This is a genomic window from Wolbachia endosymbiont (group A) of Philonthus cognatus (assembly GCF_947251755.1).
In the GTDB taxonomy this organism is placed as follows: Bacteria; Pseudomonadota; Alphaproteobacteria; order Rickettsiales; family Anaplasmataceae; genus Wolbachia; species Wolbachia pipientis.
In genome coordinates, this window is the sequence record NZ_OX366388.1 from 1532748 (window position 1) to 1556948 (window position 24201).

The following is a 24201-nucleotide window of genomic DNA, read 5'->3' on the forward strand; positions in this document are numbered from 1 at the left end:
TTAGGCTTGACGCATAACTGTACGAACATTGCAATTTGCGTGGCAGATTCCAGTGCTTGACACACAGCTGTACAAACATTCATTTTTGAAGGTAAATTGCACAGCAAATGATGTCATTCAAGTAGCTGACACTGGTTCCTTTATGACGGCAGTGCCCAGAGGTGTCATCCCAGTCTGGGATCCAGAAAACTTAACTTTAAATAAGTGGCTGCATAATAAAGACTAGATTCCAGACTGGAATGACACCATAGAGGCACTGGGATGACATCCTTCCTAGTGGAGATTACTCTCAAATCACAATGTTCATACAGTTGTGGGCTTAACGGTATCTTTGCAGATACTATGGTAATTTATTCGGGAGATTTGCTGAGCGGTAAGATTTTTCCTGATATGCTGCAGTCTTCAGAAGCTAATTCCACAAATTTATCTGTTAGTTTATCAGGTGACACCAATTCAGATCCAGGAAATGCCTGCTCACTACCCACAGGTCCTTCCGTGTATACAGCATTTACACATAATTTTGTATGTTTTGTCTCAGATGCATATATCTGCACCATTATTTCTAGTGCAACTTTACTTGCAGCATACGGCATCCAATATGGATAAGAGGAAGGAGAAAGTGTCACTTCTGAGGTCATGAATATCGCTCTTCCAGCATTAGACTTTTTTAGCATTGGATCTAAGTTTTTTAGTAAGTACCAATTGGCAGTAAAATTTGTATTCATTACGTTCTGTAGCTCTTCAATCTCACAGTCATGAATGGGGTTCAGTTTGCCTAAAATTCCAGCACACGCAACTAATATATCAAGTGCTCCAGATTCTGATAATTTCAGGCTTTCTATCATGTTTGTCAGTATCTTTACATTCTCAAAGTCTAGAAGATCAAGCTGAATTAGTTTCACAGAGCCTTCTTTAAATTCTTCAAGCTCTTCAATTTCATTATATAGTGGCTTGAGATTATCAAGAGATCTTGAAATCAGAATCACACATGCACCTTCTCTTATAAACCTTTTTGCAACAGCAGAGCCTATTCCACCTGAAGCTCCGGTGATTAAAGCTACTTTACCTTCTAACTTACCCATTTCTTTCTCCTTAGCGAGATCCATTGAAATATTTTAGCTGAAAATTGAATTTTGCTCCATATATAAAAATCAAACTTAGCATATAAAAAAATAGTAATGACACTACCACACCACCTAAACTTCCATATATCAAATCCAGTTGGTCAAAGGAAGCTTTTAAGTATTGCTTAAAAGCTGAAGCAGAAATCGTCCAAAGAATAACAGCTACACAAGATCCAGGAAATACGTCTGATAAATTTTGTTTTATGTTTGGTAACATAAAATATAGCCAAGAGACTACTGTGAAAAGTACAAATTCAATAAGTAAATACCTAGTATAACTTAGCCCCTGATAGGAAAAATCAATTAGCATTGGTACTAGTGTAGAAAACACTATAGTTAGAGTTATAATAAGCGTGATTACTAAAAATTGTAATATACTTAGTACTCTTCTTAATATATAAGGCGGCGAAACCGGAACTTTATAGGCCTTATTGAGTATTGTTCTAAGCCCTTCAATTGTCGATGAAGCGGTCCAAACAGCACCTACAATTGCTAAAGTTAGTAAGCTTTGCGGCGGGCCTGATATTATCTCCCTAATACGCGGCATCAAAGATGATAAAATATCCTGTGGCATGTTATCAATGATAAATACCCAGCCAATGTTGTACTGGTCTAAAAAATTTGCGAATGTTGACGCCACAGCCATTAAAACGATGAGAAAAGGAAATATTGATAACAGAATTAAAAATGATAAATACCCTGCATGCTCCACTCCATCATTATGAATTGTGTCAATCAAAGCACGATAAAGGCAATAAACGATGCTGTAAAATTTCTGTAGCACTGTAATATAAACGAACCAAGAAAAGTATTCTAAATGAAATAAAGGATACTTTTAAGCAAAAAATCCTCACCATTTACTTAAACTTAATCAATGTGATAGATAATCAAATATGAAACAGAAATTATCGGAGGCATAATGAAAAATTTTCTTCTACTTGTAGCTTTAATTCTCTCCTTTGCGTTTGATGCAGGTGCTCCTCCTACAAGTACTACTTTTGTTGATACAAATGATACAACATCATCGGTGATATGCAAGATAATAGGCTATACTCATGGCATAGGTGGACCAATGATCACAATAGTGATAATTGGTGCAGCGTTGCTTGCAATATTCGGCAGAATGCCGTGGCCAGCGCTTTTTGCACTCGGTGCATTCACTGCTGTGTTTTTTGGCGCTCCTGTAGTCGTTTCAAAAATAACACCAGGAGGTGTGATTTGTAAAGACGGTGCAGTAGCAGATAAGTAATAGAAATTGTTGGAGGCACAAACGTAGTTTTCTTTACTTGAAAGTGGTAAGTTTTACCACTTTCAGTGTCTATGACTACCTAATACCAATTCTCATTGTTGTCCAGTCAAATAGGAAACATTGCAGAGTTGTTTAGTTGTGGAGCTGGCAAGAGAAGTAATAAATTTGCACAAAGCACCCTCAAGTAGAGCAATTGTATCGTATATTTTATTGCGCAAAATGTTCTGTTTTATATATAACCAAAGCCTCTCAACAGGATTTAGCTCAGGTGAGTATGGAGGTAGGTATATAATGTCGATATTTTTAGGTACCTTTAAATTTTTTGACCTATGCCAACTAGCACAGTCCATAACGAGAAAAGCCTCTCGTGTTTCTAGATATTGCGAAATTTGCTCAAGAAATATGTTCATGCAATCAGTGTTGACATTTGGTGCAAATAAGCTAGAACTCTCTCCATTTCTAGGATTAACTGCACTATAGAGATAGAAATTTTGCCTACCTAATTTTGTTTTAACCTGTGTTCTAATCCCCTTTTTAAACCACCCATGTCCAACTTTTGAATGTGTGCCAAACCGTGATTCATCAAAGAAAAATAGCTCTTTTTCTGGATACTTGCTAATAGCTCCATTGAGATTTTTTTTTGAATTCCTCTTTTTTGCTTTTATCTTGTCCATTATGAACTGGTCTTGGTGTAATATATGAGAATTTCATCTTTTGCATATGGCGGTGTACTGTAGATTTGCTGATATTTAATCCGAACTTTTCCTGGATTCTTATTCTCATTTCTTTAATGGTGATATTAGGATTTTCTTCTATCCACTCTTCAATTTGCTGTAGTTGAGCCTGATTTAATTTAGTTTTTCTACGACGTTGTGAAGGAGCAAACAGTTTTTCTTCTCTGCCAATTTTCAAGAGTTTTACCCACGAAGTTAGTGCGCTTCTTGAAATGCAATATATTTTTGCTACAGCCGTTATACTGTACTTTTTTGCTGCAATTACAGCATTTAGTTTTTTTGAAACATATGCATTATTCCTTACTTTCTTCAGCATTTCTTTTGCTGATTCTACTACTTTTTCATCCAATAATTTTGATCTTAATGCCATTTAAACCTCGCTATTTTACTTACTTCAGTATGGCTTTTCTTCCATCATTGTCCATCTGTTTGCCCTGTAATGGGAATTGGTATTAGAGGTTGTCCGGAAACAAGTAAAAGGCTATAATATCTGAAATTTTAGTACGGGGTAAAGATGAGAAAAAAGTATCCAACAGATCTAAGCGAAAGGGAATGGGCAAGAATAGAAAAACACTTCAGAGTATCATACAAGAAAGGAGGAAGGCCGCCAAAGTATAGCAAAAGAGAAATATTAGAAGCAATTTTCTATGTATTGCGTACAGGGTGTCAATGGCGGTATTTACCAAATGATTTTCCGCTATGGAAGACTGTGTATGAGCAGTTCAGGCAATGGAAGAAGCAGGGAATTTTTGAGAAAATGAATTATGAAATTACAAAATATAGTAGAAGAAAAATAGGAAGGAATGAGCAGCCGAGTGCCTGTATAGTAGATAGTCAATCTGTAAAGACTACAGAAAAGGGGGGATCAAAGGCTATGATGGAAGTAAAAAAGTAAAGGGTAGAAAAAGGCATATAATTACAGACACTCAGGGTTTTATACTAGGTTGTTACGTAGGCGCTGCTAACGAAAATGATAGAGATGGTATTAAAATAGCATTAAACAATATGAGAACAAAATATACTAAAGTTAAAAAAATGTGGGCTGACATGGGATACCAAGGAAGAAATTTAAAGAATCACATAAAGGAAGAATATGACATAGATATTGAAATTGTTACAAGGCCTCCATGTAGATTTTGGGTGCACAAAGATACGCCACCTGAGCTACTACCAACAAGAGAACAAGGGTTTAAAGTACAGCCAAGAAGATGGGTTGTAGAAAGGACTTTTGCTTGGGTTAATAGGAATAGAAGGCTATCGAAGGAGTATGATTTACTCACAACATCCACTGAGAATTTCATATACCTAGCTATGAGTAGGGTTATGTTAAAGAGGGAATATGCTTGAATTTACTAGTTTCCGGACAACCTCTAAGAGGTTGTCCGGAAACAGGTAAAAGGCTATGATATTTGAAATTTTAGTATGGGGTAAAGATGAGAAAAAAGTATCCAACAGATCTAAGTGAAAGGGAATGGGCACAAATAGAGAAGTACTTCAGAGTATCATACAAAAAAGGAGGAAGACCGCCAAAATATAGTAAAAGAAAAATGTTAGAGGGAATTTTCTATGTATTGCGTACAGGGTGCCAATGGCGGATTTACCAAATGATTTTCCGCTATGGAAGACTGTATATGAGCAGTTTAGGCAATGGAAGAAACAGAGGATTTTTGAGAAAATGAACTATGATATCACTAAATATAGTAGGTCAAAAATGGGAAGAAATGAAGAGCCGAGCGCATGCATAGTGGACAGTCAGTCGGTAAAAACCACGGAAAAAGGGGGGTCAAAGGTTATGATGGTGCGAAAAAGGTAAAGGGGAGAAAAAGACATATAATTACAGATACTCAGGGTTTTATACTAAGTTGTTACGTAGGAGCTGCTAATGAAAATGATAGAGATGGTATTAAAATAGCATTAAACAATATGAGAACAAAATATACTAAAGTAAAAAAAATGTGGGCTGATATGGGGTACCAAGGAAAAGATTTAAAAACCCATATAGAGGAAGAATATGGCATAGATATTGAAATTGTGAAAAGGCCTCCATGTAGGTTTTGGGTGCATAAAGATACACCACTAGAACTATTGCCACAACGGGATCCTGGATTTTTAGTACAGCCGAGAAGGTGGGTGGTAGAAAGGACTTTTGCTTGGATCAATAGGAATAGAAGACTATCAAAAGAGTACGATTTACTTACAACATCTACTGAAAGTTTCATATATCTGGCTATGAGTAGGGTTATGTTACGGAGGGAATATGCCTAAGTTTACTAGTTTCCGGACAACCTCTAATAAATTCTCTTTCTGTAATCATATCAGTTAAAGTCTGGATTCCAGCGGGCTTTGTTGCATAGCAACTGAAAAATCTGGTGGCTACTGACAAAATTCATTATAAAATAGCCATTTAACCTTGAAAGAAAAAATATGCCACAAAAAATGAGGGTCAGTAACCATAGCGAATATAACAAATTTCTAGAAAAAAGAGGAAATATTTTTCATTATATCAACGAAGCCATAGAAAAGTGGTACGAGAATGGTCCAAAAATACCAGGTGGCAACAATATTTATAGCGATAAAGTTGTAATTTTGGTGCACATAATAACTTGTTTATTTAGAATAGGCCTGAGGCAAACAGTTGGGTTTATAGCAGGATACCTTGAGCAAATTGGGAAAAATTTGCAAGTTATCAGCTATTCACAATCATCAAGAAGGTTTAAGAAACTCAATATTAAGATCAATGATTGCAGAATTGATAAAAATAATATGGAAGATATCGAAATTGCTATAGACAGTACAGGAATTAGTATATACAACAACACTCCTGGTCATAGCAAAGAAAATAGCGAAGATAGAAAGTATCGCAGCTATGAACAGACAAGAAAATTGCATGTAATGTTGAATACAAACAGCAAAAAAGCCATAGCTGTAAAATACAGTAACGGTGTCTACTCTGATCACTATGGAGCTTGTGATTTGCTAAAAGAAGTCGATTTTCAGTATGTCATAAAAGTACTATATGCAGATAGGGCATATGACAGAGAAAAGCTCTATAAGCTGTGTAATCAATATGGTATAAAAACGAAAATTCCTCCGAAAAACAACGCAGCAGAGCATCCAAAGTTAGACTATATGGCTGAGAGAAATTCTGCAGTCAAGCTCATAAAGTCATATGATGAAGATGGTATAAAGAAGTGGAAAAAAGAGATGAGTTATGGAAAAAGATCTTATATAGAAGGTTTTTTCTCGCGATTAAAAAAGACATTTGGGTTTAGTTTTAGGAGCAAATCTGAAATTAATCGTGAGAAGGAACTGCTACTCAAGTGTTATTTGCTTAACAAATTTACTGAAATAGGCATGGCTAAGTTTGAGATAGCTTCATGAATTTATTGTACGTTACCTACTATCCGAAGAGCGATGCAACAAAGCCATTCCAGCGCCACGCGCTAGAATGACAAGGCTTATCGTCATGCCGCCGCATACCGTCATACCGCGATTCATTCGCGGTATCTCATCAGCTAACAAGCAGCAGGATGACGGTTGTCGTTTAGCTATAAATGTTTAAGAAATTTACCAAATGAAAAAAAAGGCAAAAGAAGCCCCATGGTGGTTGGCTATTTACTATGTACTAAAATATCGGCGTTTTTTTATTCTAAAACGCTTGATTAAGAGCGATTTAGCTGCTTTTAACTTGCAACTAACCTACACCGCAAGTGTTTAAGAAACTTACTAAGCAGGAAAAAAGGCAAAGAAACCCCGTAGTAGCTAGCATTCAAATTCTCCCTTGTCAATTTGACGTTTTTTGCTGTCTTAAACGCTTTGTAAGCGCGTTTCGGCTTATATAGGTAAAAACCTAAAAATTTTTAAAGACATGCGATGCACGTAGTGCGAAAAATTAAACATGAGACGCCAAATACCCTAAGTTTTTTGTCATTAACCTGCACAGATTGCGAAGATAAATAAATAGCTTCAGTTTCATGATAAGAGGGCTGGCGGAGTTTGTCAAGTAGGTTTTGCATTTAATTCATTTGATAATTCAAAAAACTTGAAAGAATAAAGATAGCTATTGAAATTATCTTGATTTACATCAGTTATCCAAGTTTGACATTGAATACTTAACACTTCCTCCATTAACGCCTTTCTGTAATGTTTATCCAGATGAGACATTATATCATCAAGTAGAAGAAGTGGTGCCTTATTGTAATGAATACACCTTGCTTTTACACTGGATAAAATAATAGAAAGCAGTAATAACTTTTGTTCTCCAGTGGAGCACAGATTTATTGGTACGTTTCTTTTTTGACAAAAAACCCGAAAATTATCGTTATGCACACCAAAGGTTACTCTACCAGTCAATGAGTCTTTTTCTCTGTTTTCCTTTAGACGATTCTGAAAATATTCTGCAGTATCGTTCAAAGTTAGCTGGCTGCTGAATTTCAAACTTGCCTTCGGAAAAAGCTCACTGGAATGGTTATCAATTGTGTCTTGTAGTGTCTTTAAAACAGACGATCGCATACGTAAAATACTAACTGCATTAACGGCCATTATGTTTTCAAGACTAGAGAGCCAGTTTTTGTTCAAAATGTTCTCCCTCAATAGTTTACTTCGCTCATGCTTAGCTTTTCTATATTTCATGTAGCAGCAAGTGTAATTTTCCTCAAACAGTGAGACTATACGGTCTAAAAATTTTAATCTGTCACTTGGAGAATTAAGAAGAACATAGTCCATTTGTGGAATCAGCCATATTACATTGGATATCTTATACAAAGATGAATAACTCGATTGCGTTTTTCCATCAATTTGTATTAGTTTCTTATCAAAACTCTTTGCGATACCAATTGAATTAAAATCCATTCCATTAAAAAAATCATAGTGCACTATCCAATCTTCATTACTGAATCTATTTTGTATCTCACTGGCTTTTGCTTTTTTCATTCCATTGCTTTTAGCAAGCAACGAGATTGCTTCAAGTATATTAGTTTTACCAATACCGTTTTTGCCAGTTATTACAACTGAGCTATCATCTGAATCCAGTTCAAAGTTTGAGTGGCTACGAAAATTATGTAATTTCAGCTTTTTTATGTAGCAATGGGTAGCCATTAACCTATTCTTTAGTTTATATTCTCTTTACTTCTTCCAGAACCTCATCAACATGTCCACTAACTTTTACATTTTTCCAGATCTTCACTATTTTACCTTTTTTATCTATTAAAAAAGTAGTGCGTTCTATTCCCATATACTTTTTGCCAAACATACTTTTCTCTACCCAAACACCATATTTTCCCAACATTTCAGCATTCTCATCAGAAACTAAAGAAAACGGCAGAGAATATTTTGCTTTGAAGTTAGTGTGACATCTAACACTATCTTTTGATACACCAATTATCACTGTGTCAAGGAAAGAAAAATCATCTATTTTATCTCTAAAGCCTTTTGCCTCCATTGTACAACCCGGAGTATCGTCTTTAGGATAAAAATAAAGAACTACATTTTTTTTATCAAAAAATTCACTCAGTGATAAATTTTCACCAGAATCTGTTGGTAAGCTAAAATCGGGTGCATTATTTCCTACTGCTAATTCCATACCTTGCTCCATTAATAACACTTCTATCTATAGTAGTATATTGTAGTCAGAGTATCAAATTTTATATATAGCTAACAGATAAGATTCTTGATGGGGGCTTATTGATGAATTTCTGCCTACCTTCTCGGCTTGCCGCTTTTGATAAAGTGTGGTTTTCGTCTGATGTAAGGCCATATCAAATAGATCCTATTAAAAATCAATCGAATCTTCACATGTTTGTTCTTCATAAAAGAAGTTCAATGTTATCGTAGTACCAAGTTTTGCTTCACTTTTAATGTCAAAAGTTCCACCCATTAACTCTACTAATTTCTTGCTTAGCGGCAATCCGATGCCCGTACCTTCGTTTCTATACCCCGAATCTGCTTGGCCAAAAACAGACATAACTTTATATATGTCCTGCTGCATTATCCCTATTCCATTGTCATGAAACTCAATAGTTAATAAGTTTTTTTCTATATTTTCTTTTACCACCATTCTTATTAAACCACCCTTTGGGGTAAATTTGATTGAGTTTGATAATAAATTTATTATAACTTGTTTCATTCTCTTAGGATCTGCAATAACTAATAATTGCTTATTAGGTATCTCTTTTTTTAAATTAATCTCAGTTTCTCTTAATTTAGGTAATAGCATATTTATGCATGAATCCATTATTTTGTTCAGGTTAAACTTCACTTTTTCTACTGTTAAACTACTTGATTCAGCTTTAGAAAAATCGAGCACATCGTTAATTAAAGCAAGTAAATGCGTCCCTGCATTATATATATCGTCTGCATACTCCTTGTATTGAGAGTTATCCATTGAACCTAAAGTTTCATTTTTGATCAACTCTGCAAATCCAATAATAGCATTAAGAGGTGTGCGTAACTCATGTGTAACGCTTGCAAAAAACTTTAGCTTGTTTGCATTTTCTTGCTCTAATGCCTCTTTTATCTGCTGTAATTCAATGTTAGTTTTATGTTGCTTGGCCAGCATTTTGGTATTAGAAAAGTGCAAATAGAACATTATTAATATTAAAATTATTAATAATAAGCCTAAAAATAGGCCATATGCTATAACATAAGAATTATTGTAGCTTCGAAGAATCTTCAAAAAAAACGACGGTTTAGCGCTATTTTCATGGAATATAGGGAAAATAGAAGTTAATGTATTTCCTGTAGTATAAAATATTTCTTGGTTACTTAATAGTTTATCAATTTCATCGTTTGTAAGTAACTGTTCATAATCATAATCTTGAGTGTTAAAATTACTGAATATTATTCTGCCGTTTTGATCATACAGTATTAAGCTGAAATCCTTTACTTTGCTCACTGATTGTAATAATTCAGCACGTAGTTTTACTAGTTGGTTTATGTAGTCAAAATTTTTGTATTTAATGTGATGCTTTTCTATTAGTAAATAATGGTATTTTTTTATTATGCCATTTTCCAGTACGCTTTTTAAGTTTACACTTGAATCACGGTAAGAAGAAAGGAAATTACTCCTTAGTAAATAATTACAATATATCACACTGAATAAAATCATAAAAATTGATGAGAATAATGCGATAACTTTTGTGTATTTGTTTTTCCCCAGTGCAGAAAACATTAATTTACCTATCTTATACATATCCTTACTCATTGCGAAACAACGGCTTTTATGTTATTAATAATAAAATTTAGCATATAATATTTTATGACAATTTCTCCTATTTTGCCAGTTTATTCTCCTGTTAATATAAATTTTTCTCATGGCAAAGGTATCTACCTATATGATGTTGATGGTGAGCGCTACGTAGATTTTCACTCCGGAATAGCCGTTAGTAGCTTAGGTCACACTAATTCGCGATTAATTAGTGCTCTTAAATTGCAAGGAGAAAAATTATGGCATATATCAAATACCTATAATATACCTGCTGCCAATAATTTTGCAGAAAAATTAATAAACAATAGTTTCGCTGACACTGTATTTTTCTCAAATTCTGGATCAGAGGCAGTAGAATGTGGACTTAAGATTGCTAGGATCTATCAAAATGGAAAAGGCAATAAAAATCGTCACAGAATTTTAACATTTCATGGTGCATTTCATGGAAGAACCTTTTTAACTTGTGCTACAAACGATAAACAGAAATTTTCTGAATTACTAAATCCCTACATTGATTGGTGTGATAACATCGAGCCCAATATTGAGAGCGTAAAGAAAGCAATTTCAAGTGGTATAGGCGTTATATTAATAGAACCAATACAAGGGCAAGGTGGTATCAAAGTAATGAATGAAGTCTTTATGAAAGAACTAAGAAGGCTGTGTGATGAAAATGACATATTGTTATTTTTTGATTGCGTACAATGCGGTGCTGGTAGGACAGGAAAATTATTCGCATACGAACATATAGGAGTGGAACCTGATATATGTGCTCTTGCAAAGGGAATAGGCGGGGGGTTTCCGCTGGGGGCTTGTCTTGCAACTGAAAAGGCTGCTAAATATATGGCAGTTGGTATGCACGGTTCCACTTTTGGTGGCAATCCGCTTGCAACCTCAGTAGGTAATGCTGTGCTCGAAGAATTGCTCAGCCCCGGCTTTTTGAAAAATGTTGAAATTAGAGGTAAATACTTAAAAAATAAACTAGAAGACTTAGCAAGTAAATTTCCAATAATAGAGGAAGTAAGAGGGAAAGGGTTAATGCTTGGAATAAAAGTGAAAGCAGACAATCAAAAGTTTGCAGAAGAGTTAAGTCATCGCGGCTTGCTTACTGTTGGGGTAACATCAGATAACGTTGTGAGAATTTTACCTCCACTCATTATCACTGAAAAAGAGATTGATGAAGGCATCGAGATTTTGACTCAATATTTATCTGAGAAATCTTCTGATTAGATACTTGCATTAATATGAACGACAATCTGGTATGCTTAGGAATTATTACCTCTCCTCACGGAATTAAAGGAGCTGTTAAAGTAAAAACCTTTACTGAAAAGCCTGAAAATATCTCCTTATATGGTAAGCTAATAAGTGGTGATGAGAATTATAAAATAGACTCAGTATCCGTCATAGGTGATAATTTAGTAATAGCTACAATAAGCGGAGTAAATTCCCGTAATGAAGCAGAGCTTTTAAGGAATAAGAAGCTATATATAGAAAGAAGCAAGTTACCAGAGCTAAATGATGAGGATGAATTTTACCAAAGTGACCTTGTAGATATGGAAGTAAGGCTGAAAAGTAATGAATTATATGGCTATGTAAAATCTGTGTATAATTTCGGCTCAGGGGATATATTAGAAATTTTAGTTATCAGCACAAAAAAACGTATTATGCTGTCTTTCACTAAAGAGATATTTCCACATATAAATATAAAGGGGAGGTATATAGTATTAAATATACCAGAATTTATTGACTAATAAAGACTTTGATATTTATATAAAGCTATTTATAATTGTAAGATCAAACTGAAAATGTAATTATGGCAGAAAGAGCTAACGATATTAGACCAGGTCAGGTGTTGGAACATAACGGCGGATTATTTTTGGTTGTAGGTATTATGCATACTCAACCTGGTAAAGGTGGTGCATACATACAAGCTGAAATGAAAAATATCAAGACCGGAGCAAAACACTATGAAAGATTTCGTTCTGATGCAACAATCAGAAGGGCAATTTTAGATGAAGAGGAATATGTTTACCTTTTCACTGAAGGAAACATTGTAAATCTTATGCATCCAAGTAATTACGAGCAAATCACTATAAATTTGGACTTATTGGGAGAAAAAAAAATTTATTTACAGGATAACATGAAAATTAAAGTTGTAGCTTATCAAGACAAAATAATTTCTGCGCATGTGCCTGATTATGTTACACTTGCTGTGAAAGAAACAGAGTCTGTTATTAAAGGACAAACTGCTACTGCTTCTTATAAGCCTGCAATTTTAGAAAACGGAATGCGTGTTAACGTGCCTCAGTTTATAAAAGAAGAGGATAAAATTATAGTACACACTACTGATGACAGCTATTACGAAAGAGTAAAAGAGTAAATGTCCATTTCCTCACCACGAATCAATGTGATGCTTGATTCTGTACGCAGTGCTTCCAAGCAGCTTATGCGCGATTTTAATGAATTGCAAATCTCCAGTGTTAAGTCAGCGGACTTTATCAATAAAACTTATTCAAAATCCAAGCAAACCATATACGATTGCTTGCACGACTACAAACGAGACTATGGGTTTATTTCCGAAGATGATACTGATCAAGAAGTAAAAGATGACACTTATACCTGGTTTATTATGCCTATAGAGGGCAGGGAGAACTTTTCCAGTTGTATGGTTTATTTTGCAGTATCAGTCTGTCTCATTCATAAAAATAAAGTTGTGGCGGCTGTAATTGATGCTCCGGCTCTTAGAGAAACTTTTTGGGCAGAAGAAAAGAAAGGTGCTTTTCTTGAGGATTTTAGATCTCGTCATATAAAAATGCGAGTGAAAAGCCGTGAAGGGGGTCTAATAGATGTAAGTGGTAATTTATTAAATAAATTGCTGCCTGGTAATAGTAATGTACGCTCCATAGGTTCAACAATTTTAGGCTTTGCATACCTTGCAGCAGGAAGGCACAGAGGAACAGTTTACTCTGGAGTTAACAAATATAAAGCCTTGCTCGGTAGACTTTTTCTGCAAGAAAGCGGTGGAAGGCTAACGGAAGACAACGGGCTAATCATTGCTGGAGATATAAAACTATAGCTAAAGTAATTTATGTTTACCTACAATTTGATAAGCGTAAAACTCGTCATTCCGCTACTTGTTAGCGGAATCCATGCTGAGATACCGCGAATAAATCGCGGTATGACGTAGGGCTGTACTAGCTATAGCATAAACAGGCTACAGAGATAGACAACTTTTCGAAAACTTTTACAAGAGATTCTGTTAAATGCTCTATCATTTCATCGGTATGATAAGGTGTAGGGGTAATACGGAAACGCTCAGTTCCTCTTGGAACTGTCGGGTAATTTATATGTTGAACATATATTCCATACTCATCAAATAATAATTTTGATGCTTTTTTGGATAACTCTGAGTTGCCAATTATTATTGGAATTATATGAGTTTCTGTTGGAATGAAGTTAATTCCTGCATTTCTCAGTGAGTTTTTTACTTTTTCAACGACTTGCTTTTGCTTTTCCCTTTCAATGTTGCTCGATTTTAGGTGCTCAACGCTTGCCTTTGCTGCCGCTGCTAAAACAGGCGACATAGCAGTGGTAAAAATAAATCCTGGAGCGGAACTTCTTATTACATCTACCAAGCTCTTTGAAGACGCTATATACCCACCCATCACTCCAAAAGCCTTTGATAGTGTACCTTGAATAACGGTTATTCTATCCATCAGACCTTCTCTTTCTGCAATTCCGCCACCATGTGAACCATACATGCCAACTGCGTGCACCTCATCCAAATAGGTAATTGCATTATGTTGATCTGCAAGATCACATATCGCTTCAAGCGGCGCTATATCGCCATCCATTGAATATACGGATTCAAGCGCTATTATTTTTGGTGTCTTTTTGTCTATAGACTTGAGTAACTGCTCTAGATGATTAACATTATTGTGTTTAAATATATGTTTTGGCCTTTTTCCTGATTTTATGCCTTCTATCATCGAAGAATGGTTCTTCTCATCTGAAAAAATTACTACGCCAGGAATAACAGACGATAAAGTGCTAAGTGTTGTCTGGTTAGCAAGGTAGCCACAAGCAAAAGTTAAAGCAGCCTCTTTTTTATGCAAACAAGCTAAGGATTTTTCAAGTTCGACAACCTCTTTTGTTGTACCAGATATATTTCTTGTTCCTCCAGCGCCAACAGATGAATTTTGGATAGCGGCAATTACACTCTCATTTTGTGACATTCCCAAATAGTTATTACTGCACCAGACTATTACTTCCCTATTTCTTTCATAGTCCATAATGTGGGGAAGCCTACCTGGTAATGACGCAAAGTGCGTAAATTCACGGTAGCGCCCCTCATCTTTTATATCTTTTATTTTATTCAAGAATATTTCTTCGTAGTTTACCAAGTTTTTATTCACTAATAATTAATACAATTATAACAAATTATTAAATGGTAAACTACAATATTTATTATACAGATACGGTAGTAGATGCTTCCTTCGTGTTGAAAGGTTTGTCAACCTTGTTGTTTTCAACTTGGCTTTTAGGTGTACAGCAGTATATAACTGCAGCAGCAACCAGACAACAAGCTCCAACTGCTATCCCCACTGCTAACATTTCTAAGTAAACAGAGATAGCTATCGAAGCTACTGCAGCCACGACTAGTGTTGAAACAACTATAGTAGACAATGTGCTTTTTTTGATATTCTGTGGAGAATCATTATCTTCTTCACTTGGATCATTATCATTTTCTATATCTTTCATGAGAGGCTTGTGATCATCCAGAGTTATAGTGGAAGCACTATTAGATTGACTTATCACCATACCTATAGACTGCACAGATACACTACTATCATCCACCCCTTTGCTATTCTGCTCTAGATTATCGGCAGGTAGTTGATCACTACCATTCTTTGACACTACACCTACACTACTATCACCTGCACTTTGCAAATTAGTATTACCTTTTTCACTTGAATCATAACTCTGTACCATAGGTTGAGCTTCCAGCAAAAGTACACCATTTTGATTACTTGCAACTTCATCAGTATCTTCACTAATAGTTTCAACCAGACAACTCACATCCCTTGAAACCTGCGCATCAACATGCATAACATGCTCTCTATCCACAAAGGATAATACTGTGCTATTGTCCACATAGCCGCTGCTTTGTAAACTCACACCACTTTTTTCCACTTTATTGTTTTCAGTATCACTACTCACAGGAGTTACCTGATCACTTATAGTAGCGCTAACATCTTGTATATCTTTATTGTTTTGATTATCAGACTGTCTACCATTACTTTGAACATTATTCACTTGTCCAGAATTTTCGTTAGCTACTGAAGGCACTGGTTCTAGTATTGGTGCTGGTTTTGTATCTTGTTCATCAGTTTTAAACGTAGAATTCTTCTCACCATTTGTGCCATTATCTAAAGGATTATCATCATTCGAAGAACCTAGACCACCCGCTTGTTCTACATATCCAGCAGGTTGGACAGGAGCTTGTTTCCTCTTACTACTATCAACTTCAGTGATTACCTTCGAGCCATCATTTTTACCAACATATAGTTCTCTGTTCATAATATTTTTTCCTCTGTCCACAATATTTTTTTCTGTCTGCTTACTGCCAGCACTTTCAAGTCCTGGATTTTCTGATAGAATGTCACTTGTTATAACTGGAATTTCTAATTCATCTGCAACGTTATTACTTCTTTTTCGTATTATAAAAGTTCCAGGAGTTTGGCACATTTCATCCCACAAATCTTGACGTTCATGACAGGAATATTTTTGCACATCAATAGAAAATTGCAGAATATTTCTAATTTGCATTAAACTGAATATTAGATCAATATTCTTTTGACGTTTATTGTCTTTTGGATCTTTAGTGTATTCATCATACACTATGCAAGCAGTCTGAACTAATCCATTTACAATACCTGGAAGACGGCTGTTATATTCACGTAAAGCTTCAGATTGCAATAATTTGTTTTCCTTTTCCAGATCTTCTATGCGCTTTTCTATGCTAGATTTAAAAATCTTACACTCCTCTTGAAAAATTACGTTAATTGCACCCTCTTCTGTGTATAAGTAACATACTTCCTTGACTAAGGAGTAATCTTCTTGGCCTATTGAGTAGTGTGTTGCATTTTTCAGTATATTCTGTATGACCGGCCTAATCACTTGCTCATTATGTGATACGTTTTGATGGATTTCTTTAGTGTAAAAAAGCACCTCGACTATAACGTCTGTGTTTGTGTATTCAACATTAGACAATGCAATGAGGATTGATTCGTGTATGTTATCAAATTCGTTATTTTTAAATTTTTGATTGAGATAGCCGATAACATCATTGCTGCATTTAGCACATTTTTCACACAAGTGCTCGATAAATGCAATATTACCAGCATCCAATGCAGTTTTCAGAATTAAATCATAAATTTCTTTTCTGCCACGAGCTCCTATGTTTTTCAGGATTTGTTGCCCTAGTATTGTAATAACTTTATCATCCGCAAATGCTTGTTCATATACATCGTAAATGGCATGATCTGCACTATTAGTGTATCGTTTGCACAGGTATTCAATGACAGATGTGTGTTCCTGGCTTATCGCAGTTTCTAATAAAGTAACAAAACTCTTTTTTAATAACTCTTCTGTTGAGGCTTTTTTAGTTGGCTCATTAATATATCTTTCAAATGCATCCAGCACTATCGTGATGAATTCTTCATTTTTGATCAGAGACGCTGTTTCAAGCACACCATACAAAGGATCAGGTTTACTTGTTTTTAACACCTGTCCAAAATCTCTTAAAACGTATTCGACAAAAACTGCATTTAATAATTCTTGCTCTTTTCTTAATGCTGTAGCTGAGAAGAAGTCAATCTTATTAGGTTCGACAAGTTGTATAGCTTGACCTTTTAATCTTCCGTAAACTCCATCGTTACCATGGAATTTTTCTATAAAAGCTTCAATATATTTTTGATTACCAACAAGGAGAGGTAAAAGACTTAAGTTTTCTTCAGCAAAAAGAAAATCCTGATATTGCTCTACTAGCTTGTCATTAGCTGCAATTGCCAATAGTACCAATTCTTTTACTGAATAATCATACTTGAAACCCTCTTGATCAAATTTATATTGTGATAGTACATTTGAATATATATGTTGATGGTTGCTTCCGTTTTGTAACTCCAAATTAAGTTGATTTGAACAGAAATCTTTGAGATTTTCATTATCCAGCGTAATAGACCTGCCTTCATAATCTTCAATATTTTGTACAACCTTGTCTAATTCTTCACAATTATCTTCTTGTATAGCTTGATTTAAGATATTTATAATCTCAGCAAAAGTTAAGTTTTTAGGAATGATACCATATGAATCTTCATCTTTTAACTCTACAGTAAACGACCTATCACAACCATCAGGAAAGTTTGCAAGTATTGCATTCTCTAAACTTAGATCTTCAGGGGGTGTGCTACATGGAGTAGCTGGTATCTCTTGACTTTCGCTATCTAAAACTTCAAACTCTTCTTCAATACCTGAATCTTCAGAATCTGGTTTTTCAAAACCATGCCAACTTTTGATTAATCTTTCAGGATTTGATTGGCCATGTGAAGTTGTATCCTGTGATACAAAGTCTCTAAAACCTGGACCAAACATGTTTTACCCCTAATTAATAACTAAACTAAGTATAGCATTAAACAGAAATCTTGCCAAGCAAATTATTCAGTCTCTTAGCAAACAGACTTGCATCATCCATCTCTTCGCCTTCTACAATACAAGCTTGGTAGAACAATAGGTGGATCATATCCTCGAGTGTTGGGCTTTCACCATTTTCAGCGTGGGATTCCATTATGCTTCTTATTATGGGATGCCTAGTATTGATTTCAAGCACCTTTGGTGTGCGGTAATTTAGCTGCTTCTGTTCACGCAAAAAACGCTCCATGCGAAGATCCATAGCACCTTCGTCAACCGCCAGGCATACGGGACTACCGGTTAGCTTTTTGGAAATTTTTACGCTTTTCACTGAATTGCCAAGAACCTTGGTGAAATATTGCAGTATAGAGTCCGTATTTTCTTCAGTCTTTTCTTCATCTTGCTTATTTTCTTCATCTTTTTTATCTTCTTCTGAAGAGAATTTTTCCAGATCAACATCAGCGCGAGTCACAGACTTGAATTTTTGATCTTTATATTCATGAATTACACTGGTCCAGAAATCATCAACTGGATCAACAAATAGGAGCACTTCTAGTCCTTTACTGACGAATCCCTCAAGTTGCGGACTGTTTTTCACTGAATCGAGGCTATTTCCGGTGAGATAATAGATATGTTCCTGCTCAGGCTTCATTCTGCTTATATAGTCATCAATGCTGACTAATTTCTCATCACCAGTACTATGAAATCTGCAAATTGAGAGTAGTGCTTCTCTCTCATCAGTTGGCATAGCTTCACAAAGACCTTCCTTTAAAACTGCACCAAAATTGGTCCAGAATTTTGTATATTCCTCTAAATTCTCTTTTGCTTTTTTACCGAGCTCTGATATCACACGCTTAGTGAGAGATTTTCTGATCTGCTCAACAACACGATTATTCTGCAGCGTTTCTCTGCTGATATTAAGAGGCAAGTCCGGTGAATCAACCACGCCTTTCAGAAAACGCAAGTATTGTGGTATAATCTGTACGTTATCTTCAGTGATAAATACTTTATTTACATATAACTTCACAGAGCAACGTCTATCTGGATGGAATAAATCAAAAGGTTTTATAGAAGGAACATAAAGCAAATTTGTATATTCTATTGCACCTTCATTTTTATTATGCAATATCATCCAGGGCTCCCCGCCAACGTGAGCAACACTGCGAAAAAAATCGTTGTGCTCCTCTTGAGTAACGTCATTTTTTGGCTTAGTCCAAATTGCAGCCTTACTGTTTAACTTTTCACTTTTTCCTTCTTCATCTATGAATTCAACAGGAAAATTTATATGATCAGAGTAAGTAGTGACAATGTTTTCAACACGAAATTTATCTAAAAACTCACTCTCTTCAGGATGCATAATGAGCGTAATTTTGGTTCCGCGAGGGACTTGATTATCTGATTTACTTATTGAATATTCTCCATCTCCCTTGGATTTCCAGACCCAAGACTCCTCTTCTCCAGCTTTTCTCGATTCTACTATTACTTCTGATGCAACCATAAAGCTTGAGTAAAAACCAACACCAAACTTCCCAATCAGCTCCACAGTTTGGCTTGAATCCTTGCTATTCTTAATCGCATCCAAGAACTTTTGCGTACCAGAGCTTGCAATTGTACCAAGATTGTCTATTAAATCCTGTCTATTCATTCCAATGCCATTATCAGTGATATATAGCTCGTTCTTATCTTTATTGGAGCTGATAGTGATTTTTAATTCGTCACTCAAATCTAGCAAATTAGGGTTTAGTTGAGATTCATAGCGCAACTTATCACATGCATCTGATGCATTTGATATTAATTCACGCAGAAAAATGTCTTTATTGGTGTAAAGTGAATGAATCACTATATTCAGTACTTTCCCTACCTCAGCGTCAAATTTTAAATTTTCAGTTTCTTGTACATTATGCATTTTGAGCTCCATTATTTGCCTACTACCCTAATAATTTAAGTATTGAATCACGATCTTTCAAGGTCACGTACACCAAAATTAATGTGGGTGTAGTTATTATGACACCCAATTTATGGGATCTCTTGCATAACAAACTTTTGGCAGCGCATTGGATGAAACGAAAAACTTCCTTGACACCCTTCGCCAGCCCCCTTATCATGAAACTGAAGCTATTTATTTATCTTCGCAATCTCTGCAGTGGATTAATGACAAAAAAACTTAATGTATTTGGCGTAAATCATGCTTAATTTTTTGCACTATGTGCACCTCATGTCTTTATCAAATTTCTAGCTACACAAGCTGAAATACGCTATTTAAAACATCAAAAAACGCCAACTTAAAAAATGGATAGTGAATAATTAGCTACCCTAGGGTTTCTTTGCCTTTTTTTCTGTTTAGTAAATTTCTTAACGTTTATAATTTAGATTAGTTGCGGCTTAAAAGCGGCTGAGTCACGGTTATTAAGCGTTTAGAATAAAAAAACGCCATACTTGAAAGTATAATGTAAGTAACTAGCCAACCATCGGGCTTTTTTTGCCTTTTTTTTCGCTTGGTAAATTTTTTAATACTTAGATTAGTTGCAATTTAAGAGACCAGAAATGGTCAGTGCTTGGCACTGGAATAACGTCCTCCTTTGTTATCCCAGTGCCCAGACACTGGGATCCAGGAAACTTAATTGCAAGTAATGCATTGGATTTGGTGAGTATGGGTTTTATGTTATAGAATGAAACACTTTTGGTGAATTTGTAAAGAAAACTGGATCCCAGTGTTTGGGCACTGGGATGACACCATTCTTTTTCCTGGATTCCAGACTGGAATGACACCATTTGTTGTGTTTAACAAAGTTCGTACTTAGCTTCATATTAGCCGTAAATATTTAAGAAATTTACCAAACGAAAAAAAAGGCAAAAGAAGCCCTGGGGTTATTATCCGCTTTAAAATATTGGCGTTTTTTATGTTTTAAACGCTTGACAAGCGAAATTCAGCTGCTTTTAATTGCAACTAACTTACGCTGCAAATGTTTAAGAAATTTACTAAGCAGAAAAAAAGACAAAGAATCCCCGAGTTAGCTAGTCTTTTACTATCTCTGTCGAGTATTGGCATTTTTTGATGTCTTGTAACGCTTTATAAGCGCGTTCAGCTTATTTAGATAAAAATCTAGATGTAGATGAAGTTTTGTAAAGACATACAGTATCTATATACTGCAAAAAATTGAACATAAGACGCCGATACATTAAGTAATCCTTACCTTTTAATCTGCAGATTGGCGAAAGCAAATACAATAGCTTCACTATCATGATAAGGGCGCTGGCGAAGGGTGTCAAGTAAGTTTTTTCGTTTCTATTCCCAATAAAAGTTTGTTATATGGTTATGCAAGAAGTCTAATGAATCGCGGTATGACGTCTTAGCTATAGATGCTGGTTTGTGTGATTTCAAGAGAAGTTTAGTAGATAAGTTGTGTTTTAAACCAGATTCGGTATTTTAAACTGAACATTTTCAATAATACCACCTGGCATAACTGAAATTTTTACACTCAGGTTTACTTTTAGGTAGTCCATTAATTCATCAACCAATATGTCAGGAGCGGAAGCACCTGCAGTGATTCCTATCTTTTCTACGCCCTGGAACCAGCTTTTATTTACACATCTGTAATTATCAATCAAGTAGGCTCTTTTTCCTCTAGCAGTGCACAGATCTAATAAGCGGTTTGAATTTGAGCTATTTTTACTTCCTACAACTAATACCATGTCTACAATTTCAGCTAGCTTTTTAACAGCATTTTGTCTGTTTTGCGTTGCATAGCATATGTCCTTTAAATCTGGACCTGTTATGCCTGGAAACCTTAATTTCAAGGCAGCAATAATGTCACGGGTATCGTCGATGCTTAACGTAGTTTGTGTAACATAAGACAAATTATCTGGATCTTTAACCTTTAAATCATATACATCCTGCAAAGTTTGCACTAAAGTGATAGGATTGTTTACTCTTCCCCTAATTCCCTTAACTTCTGGATGGTTTTCATGCCCAATGAGAATTAATTCTTTACCACTGTTTTCATACCTTTTTGCTTCTTTATGCACTTTGTTGACTAAAGGACATGTTGCATCAATCACTTGAATACCCTTTCTTTTTGCCTCATCTTCTATATTTTTTGATACTCCGTGCGCGCTGAAGATCAGTATTCCTTCATTATCTTCAATTTCCTCGATACTGCTTACAAAAACCACTCCTTGTTTCTTAAAGTCCTCTACTATATATTTATTGTGAACAATTTCGTGTAGCACATAAACTTGGCGCTCGTTTTTGTATTTTTCTAAAGTAATAGCTAATATGTCCACAGCTCTTTTTACCCCGGCACAAAAACCTCGTGGTTCAGCTAAGATGATTTCCATTTTTGTCAAATCAAGTAAATATGCAAGCATTACTTAAAAATAAGCTCCGCTCACTGTGTTTTATAGTACCATTATTTATATTTTATATAATAATTATTTTTCGCATATTCTCTTTAACATTTGATCAACTTACTACTTCAGAAAATTTTAGAAAAGATAATATAGTACATAAACAACCTGATATTTTAGATAGAAATGGAGTGGTAATAGCAACAAATGTGCCCACAACATCACTATATATAGATGCAACCAAAGTAAAGAATCCGGAAAGTATAGCAGCACAACTGTGTTCTACTTTGCATGACCTCGAATACAAGAACTTATATAGAGTACTTACTTCAGAAAAGAAATTTGCTTGGATAAAGCGGCACTTGACTCCAAAAGAATTACTAGCGATCAAAAACGCTGGTGTACCAGGAGTAAATTTTTATGACGACATAAAGCGTATATATCCTCACAGTAATTTATTTTCACACGTGCTTGGTTATACTGACATAGATGGCAACGGTATTGCAGGAGTTGAGGCATATATAAGTAAAAACAAACAACATTCTGTTATCCAAGTACCTGATATACAGTTGTATGAATGTTGCAACTTGAAAGCAATTCCTGCACAACAATTCCCCACACAACAGATGGTGTCATCCCAGTGCGTGACACTGGGATCCAGATATAAAAATACTGACAAATTACGTGATGAACAACGGATTCCAGAAACATATGTCAAAAACAATGTTTGTGATGAAATTGCGCATAAAACTGGATTCCAGTGTCAGTGCACTGGAATGACACCAGACCAAGCTTCTGCACAATCTTCTGTCATCCGACAGGGATGGTCACGCTCTGCTGATCAATATGTTCAACTATCCTTAGATACACGAGTGCAAAGCATAGTGCATGAAGAGCTAACTAAAGCTGTAAGCAGATATCAGGCACTTGGCGGAGTAGGAATTGTTTTAAATGTGAGAAATAGTGAAGTCATCTCGATGGTCAGCCTACCTGATTTTAATCCCAACTTACAGAATAAGGCAGAAGACGTACAAAAGTTTAATCGCGCCAGTCTTGGGGTATATGAGATGGGGTCGGTATTAAAATACTTTACAATAGCCGCAGCGCTTGATGCGAACGCTACAAAAACTAGCGATTTATATGACGTATCAACACCAATCACCATTGGAAAGTATAAAATTCAGGATTTTCATAAATCTAAAATTCCAAAAATTACTGTGCAAGATATATTTGTAAAATCATCCAACATTGGTGCAGCAAAAATTGCAGTCAAACTAGGTATTGAAAAACAGGTAGAATACTTTAAAGCTATGAAGCTATTTTCTCCTTTGAAAATAGAAATACCAGAAAAATCCACACCGATAATCCCGGATAAATGGAGTGAAAACACTTTAATAACAGCATCTTATGGTTATGGCATAGCTGTAACTCCTATACATCTTGCACAAACTGCAGCAGCATTAATCAACAATGGGATATTTCATAACGCAACCTTGATGTTGAATAAAAGAAGTATAGGAGAGCAAATTATCTCAAGAAGAACTTCCAGGGAAATGAGAAAATTATTACGTGCAGCAGTAACAGATGGCACTGGCAGAAAAGCAAAAATAAAGGCATATTCAATAGGAGGAAAAACTGGATCGGCGGAAAAAGTTGTAGATGGTAAATATAGCAAAGATGCAAACATAGCATCATTTATAGGAGTGCTAACTATGCTTGACCCAAGGTACATAGTGCTAATTGCTATTGATGAGCCTCAAGGGATGCACCATACCGGGGGAGTAATTGCTGCGCCTATAGTAAGAAACATTATAAATAGAGTAGCACCTATACTAAATGTTACACCTGAGATGTAAA

19 protein-coding genes and 2 pseudogenes are annotated in these 24201 nt (G+C 35.3%); 10 read left to right on the forward strand and 11 right to left on the reverse strand.

Annotated elements, in window-relative coordinates:
* The first annotated feature begins 52 nt into the window (after positions 1-52).
* Positions 53-226, forward strand: a complete 174-nt coding sequence (locus tag OPR21_RS07045; RefSeq protein WP_167471214.1) for a hypothetical protein — start codon at positions 53-55, stop codon at positions 224-226.
* A gap of 124 nt (positions 227-350) precedes the next feature.
* Here OPR21_RS07045 and OPR21_RS07050 read toward each other — a convergent pair whose 3' ends face one another.
* A complete protein-coding gene (locus tag OPR21_RS07050; protein ID WP_006279711.1) occupies positions 351-1106 on the reverse strand; it encodes an SDR family oxidoreductase in 756 nt (251 codons plus the stop codon).
* On the reverse strand, positions 1093-1908 hold the full coding sequence (locus OPR21_RS07055; RefSeq protein WP_006279712.1) for a YihY/virulence factor BrkB family protein: 816 nt from the start codon (positions 1906-1908) through the stop codon (positions 1093-1095). The genes OPR21_RS07050 and OPR21_RS07055 overlap by 14 nt, the downstream gene beginning before the upstream one ends.
* Before the next feature lie 135 nt (positions 1909-2043).
* Between OPR21_RS07055 and OPR21_RS07060 the strand changes: the two genes are divergently transcribed.
* Positions 2044-2373 (forward strand): TrbC/VirB2 family protein, encoded by a 330-nt coding sequence (locus OPR21_RS07060; RefSeq protein WP_236514311.1) that lies wholly within the window; start codon positions 2044-2046, stop codon positions 2371-2373.
* Between the two features lie 92 nt (positions 2374-2465).
* Here OPR21_RS07060 and OPR21_RS07065 read toward each other — a convergent pair.
* Positions 2466-3477 (reverse strand): IS630 family transposase gene (locus OPR21_RS07065; protein ID WP_265029892.1). Its coding sequence is split into 2 segments (ribosomal slippage): positions 2466-3014 and positions 3016-3477, totalling 1011 coding nucleotides; the frame shifts between segments, so codons are not numbered across the junction.
* A gap of 144 nt (positions 3478-3621) precedes the next feature.
* Between OPR21_RS07065 and OPR21_RS07070 the strand changes: the two are divergent.
* The 3 genes and pseudogenes from OPR21_RS07070 (at position 3622) to OPR21_RS07080 (ending at position 6488) form a co-directional block, all read left to right on the forward strand.
* Positions 3622-4454: pseudogene (locus OPR21_RS07070) on the forward strand (IS5 family transposase).
* Between the two features lie 86 nt (positions 4455-4540).
* Positions 4541-5372 (forward strand): annotated as a pseudogene (locus tag OPR21_RS07075) (IS5 family transposase).
* A 159-nt stretch (positions 5373-5531) separates the two neighbouring features.
* On the forward strand, positions 5532-6488 hold the full coding sequence (locus OPR21_RS07080) for an IS5 family transposase (RefSeq protein ID WP_265029893.1): 957 nt from the start codon (positions 5532-5534) through the stop codon (positions 6486-6488).
* Between the two features lie 618 nt (positions 6489-7106).
* On the opposite strand, the gene recF is transcribed toward OPR21_RS07080, so the two are convergent.
* The 3 genes from recF to OPR21_RS07095 form a co-directional block, all read right to left on the reverse strand.
* The gene (gene recF / locus OPR21_RS07085; protein ID WP_077188449.1) at positions 7107-8204 is read right to left on the reverse strand and encodes a DNA replication/repair protein RecF; all 1098 of its coding nucleotides are present in this window, start codon (positions 8202-8204) and stop codon (positions 7107-7109) included.
* 16 nt (positions 8205-8220) lie between these two features.
* A complete protein-coding gene (bcp, locus tag OPR21_RS07090; RefSeq protein WP_006279715.1) occupies positions 8221-8688 on the reverse strand; it encodes a thioredoxin-dependent thiol peroxidase in 468 nt (155 codons plus the stop codon).
* Between the two features lie 189 nt (positions 8689-8877).
* Entirely contained in the window at positions 8878-10296 is a 1419-nt protein-coding gene (locus OPR21_RS07095; RefSeq protein ID WP_236514312.1) for a sensor histidine kinase, read from the reverse strand.
* Positions 10297-10362: 66 nt separating this feature from the next.
* Between OPR21_RS07095 and OPR21_RS07100 the strand changes: the two genes are divergently transcribed.
* From OPR21_RS07100 to OPR21_RS07115, 4 genes are all read left to right on the forward strand, one after another.
* Complete coding sequence (locus tag OPR21_RS07100) at positions 10363-11538, forward strand: aspartate aminotransferase family protein (protein WP_065094478.1); 1176 nt, start codon at positions 10363-10365, stop codon at positions 11536-11538.
* 14 nt (positions 11539-11552) lie between these two features.
* Positions 11553-12059, forward strand: coding sequence for a ribosome maturation factor RimM (gene rimM / locus OPR21_RS07105; RefSeq protein ID WP_006279718.1), 507 nt, complete (start codon positions 11553-11555; stop codon positions 12057-12059).
* 62 nt (positions 12060-12121) lie between these two features.
* Positions 12122-12688, forward strand: coding sequence for an elongation factor P (gene efp, locus OPR21_RS07110; protein WP_265029894.1), 567 nt, complete (start codon positions 12122-12124; stop codon positions 12686-12688).
* Positions 12689-13384, forward strand: coding sequence for an inositol monophosphatase family protein (locus OPR21_RS07115; RefSeq protein WP_265029895.1), 696 nt, complete (start codon positions 12689-12691; stop codon positions 13382-13384).
* A 118-nt stretch (positions 13385-13502) separates the two neighbouring features.
* Here OPR21_RS07115 and hemA read toward each other — a convergent pair whose 3' ends face one another.
* From hemA to ispH, 5 genes are all read right to left on the reverse strand, one after another.
* Positions 13503-14711 (reverse strand): 5-aminolevulinate synthase, encoded by a 1209-nt coding sequence (gene hemA / locus OPR21_RS07120; RefSeq protein WP_265030314.1) that lies wholly within the window; start codon positions 14709-14711, stop codon positions 13503-13505.
* A 64-nt stretch (positions 14712-14775) separates the two neighbouring features.
* The gene (locus tag OPR21_RS07125) at positions 14776-17961 is read right to left on the reverse strand and encodes a host RNA manipulator TomO (protein ID WP_265029896.1); all 3186 of its coding nucleotides are present in this window, start codon (positions 17959-17961) and stop codon (positions 14776-14778) included.
* A 37-nt stretch (positions 17962-17998) separates the two neighbouring features.
* Positions 17999-19903, reverse strand: coding sequence for a molecular chaperone HtpG (gene htpG / locus OPR21_RS07130; RefSeq protein WP_265030315.1), 1905 nt, complete (start codon positions 19901-19903; stop codon positions 17999-18001).
* A 608-nt stretch (positions 19904-20511) separates the two neighbouring features.
* Positions 20512-20766, reverse strand: a complete 255-nt coding sequence (locus OPR21_RS08695; RefSeq protein ID WP_218914978.1) for a hypothetical protein — start codon at positions 20764-20766, stop codon at positions 20512-20514.
* A 639-nt stretch (positions 20767-21405) separates the two neighbouring features.
* The gene (gene ispH, locus OPR21_RS07140; protein WP_264329845.1) at positions 21406-22335 is read right to left on the reverse strand and encodes a 4-hydroxy-3-methylbut-2-enyl diphosphate reductase; all 930 of its coding nucleotides are present in this window, start codon (positions 22333-22335) and stop codon (positions 21406-21408) included.
* Positions 22336-22355: 20 nt separating this feature from the next.
* Here ispH and OPR21_RS07145 point away from each other — a divergent pair, with 20 nt between their 5' ends.
* Positions 22356-24200 carry a peptidoglycan D,D-transpeptidase FtsI family protein gene (locus tag OPR21_RS07145; protein ID WP_077188445.1) on the forward strand — a complete coding sequence of 615 codons (1845 nt, stop codon included), beginning with the start codon at positions 22356-22358 and terminating at the stop codon, positions 24198-24200.
* Position 24201: the final 1 nt, after the last annotated feature.

Bases quoted from the DNA above. Each gene is read 5' to 3' on its own strand.
- rimM (WP_006279718.1), top strand. From the start codon at position 11,553: ATGAACGACAATCTGGTATGCTTAGGAATTATTACCTCTCCTCACGGA.
- OPR21_RS07060 (WP_236514311.1), top strand. From the start codon at position 2,044: ATGAAAAATTTTCTTCTACTTGTAGCTTTAATTCTCTCCTTTGCGTTT.
- ispH (WP_264329845.1), bottom strand. From the start codon at position 22,335: ATGGAAATCATCTTAGCTGAACCACGAGGTTTTTGTGCCGGGGTAAAA.
- htpG (WP_265030315.1), bottom strand. From the start codon at position 19,903: ATGCATAATGTACAAGAAACTGAAAATTTAAAATTTGACGCTGAGGTA.
- efp (WP_265029894.1), top strand. From the start codon at position 12,122: ATGGCAGAAAGAGCTAACGATATTAGACCAGGTCAGGTGTTGGAACAT.
- recF (WP_077188449.1), bottom strand. From the start codon at position 8,204: ATGGCTACCCATTGCTACATAAAAAAGCTGAAATTACATAATTTTCGT.
- OPR21_RS07125 (WP_265029896.1), bottom strand. From the start codon at position 17,961: ATGTTTGGTCCAGGTTTTAGAGACTTTGTATCACAGGATACAACTTCA.
- OPR21_RS07080 (WP_265029893.1), top strand. From the start codon at position 5,532: ATGCCACAAAAAATGAGGGTCAGTAACCATAGCGAATATAACAAATTT.
- OPR21_RS07095 (WP_236514312.1), bottom strand. From the start codon at position 10,296: ATGTATAAGATAGGTAAATTAATGTTTTCTGCACTGGGGAAAAACAAA.
- bcp (WP_006279715.1), bottom strand. From the start codon at position 8,688: ATGGAATTAGCAGTAGGAAATAATGCACCCGATTTTAGCTTACCAACA.
- OPR21_RS07100 (WP_065094478.1), top strand. From the start codon at position 10,363: ATGACAATTTCTCCTATTTTGCCAGTTTATTCTCCTGTTAATATAAAT.
- OPR21_RS07050 (WP_006279711.1), bottom strand. From the start codon at position 1,106: ATGGATCTCGCTAAGGAGAAAGAAATGGGTAAGTTAGAAGGTAAAGTA.
- OPR21_RS07145 (WP_077188445.1), top strand. From the start codon at position 22,356: ATGCAAGCATTACTTAAAAATAAGCTCCGCTCACTGTGTTTTATAGTA.
- OPR21_RS07115 (WP_265029895.1), top strand. From the start codon at position 12,689: ATGTCCATTTCCTCACCACGAATCAATGTGATGCTTGATTCTGTACGC.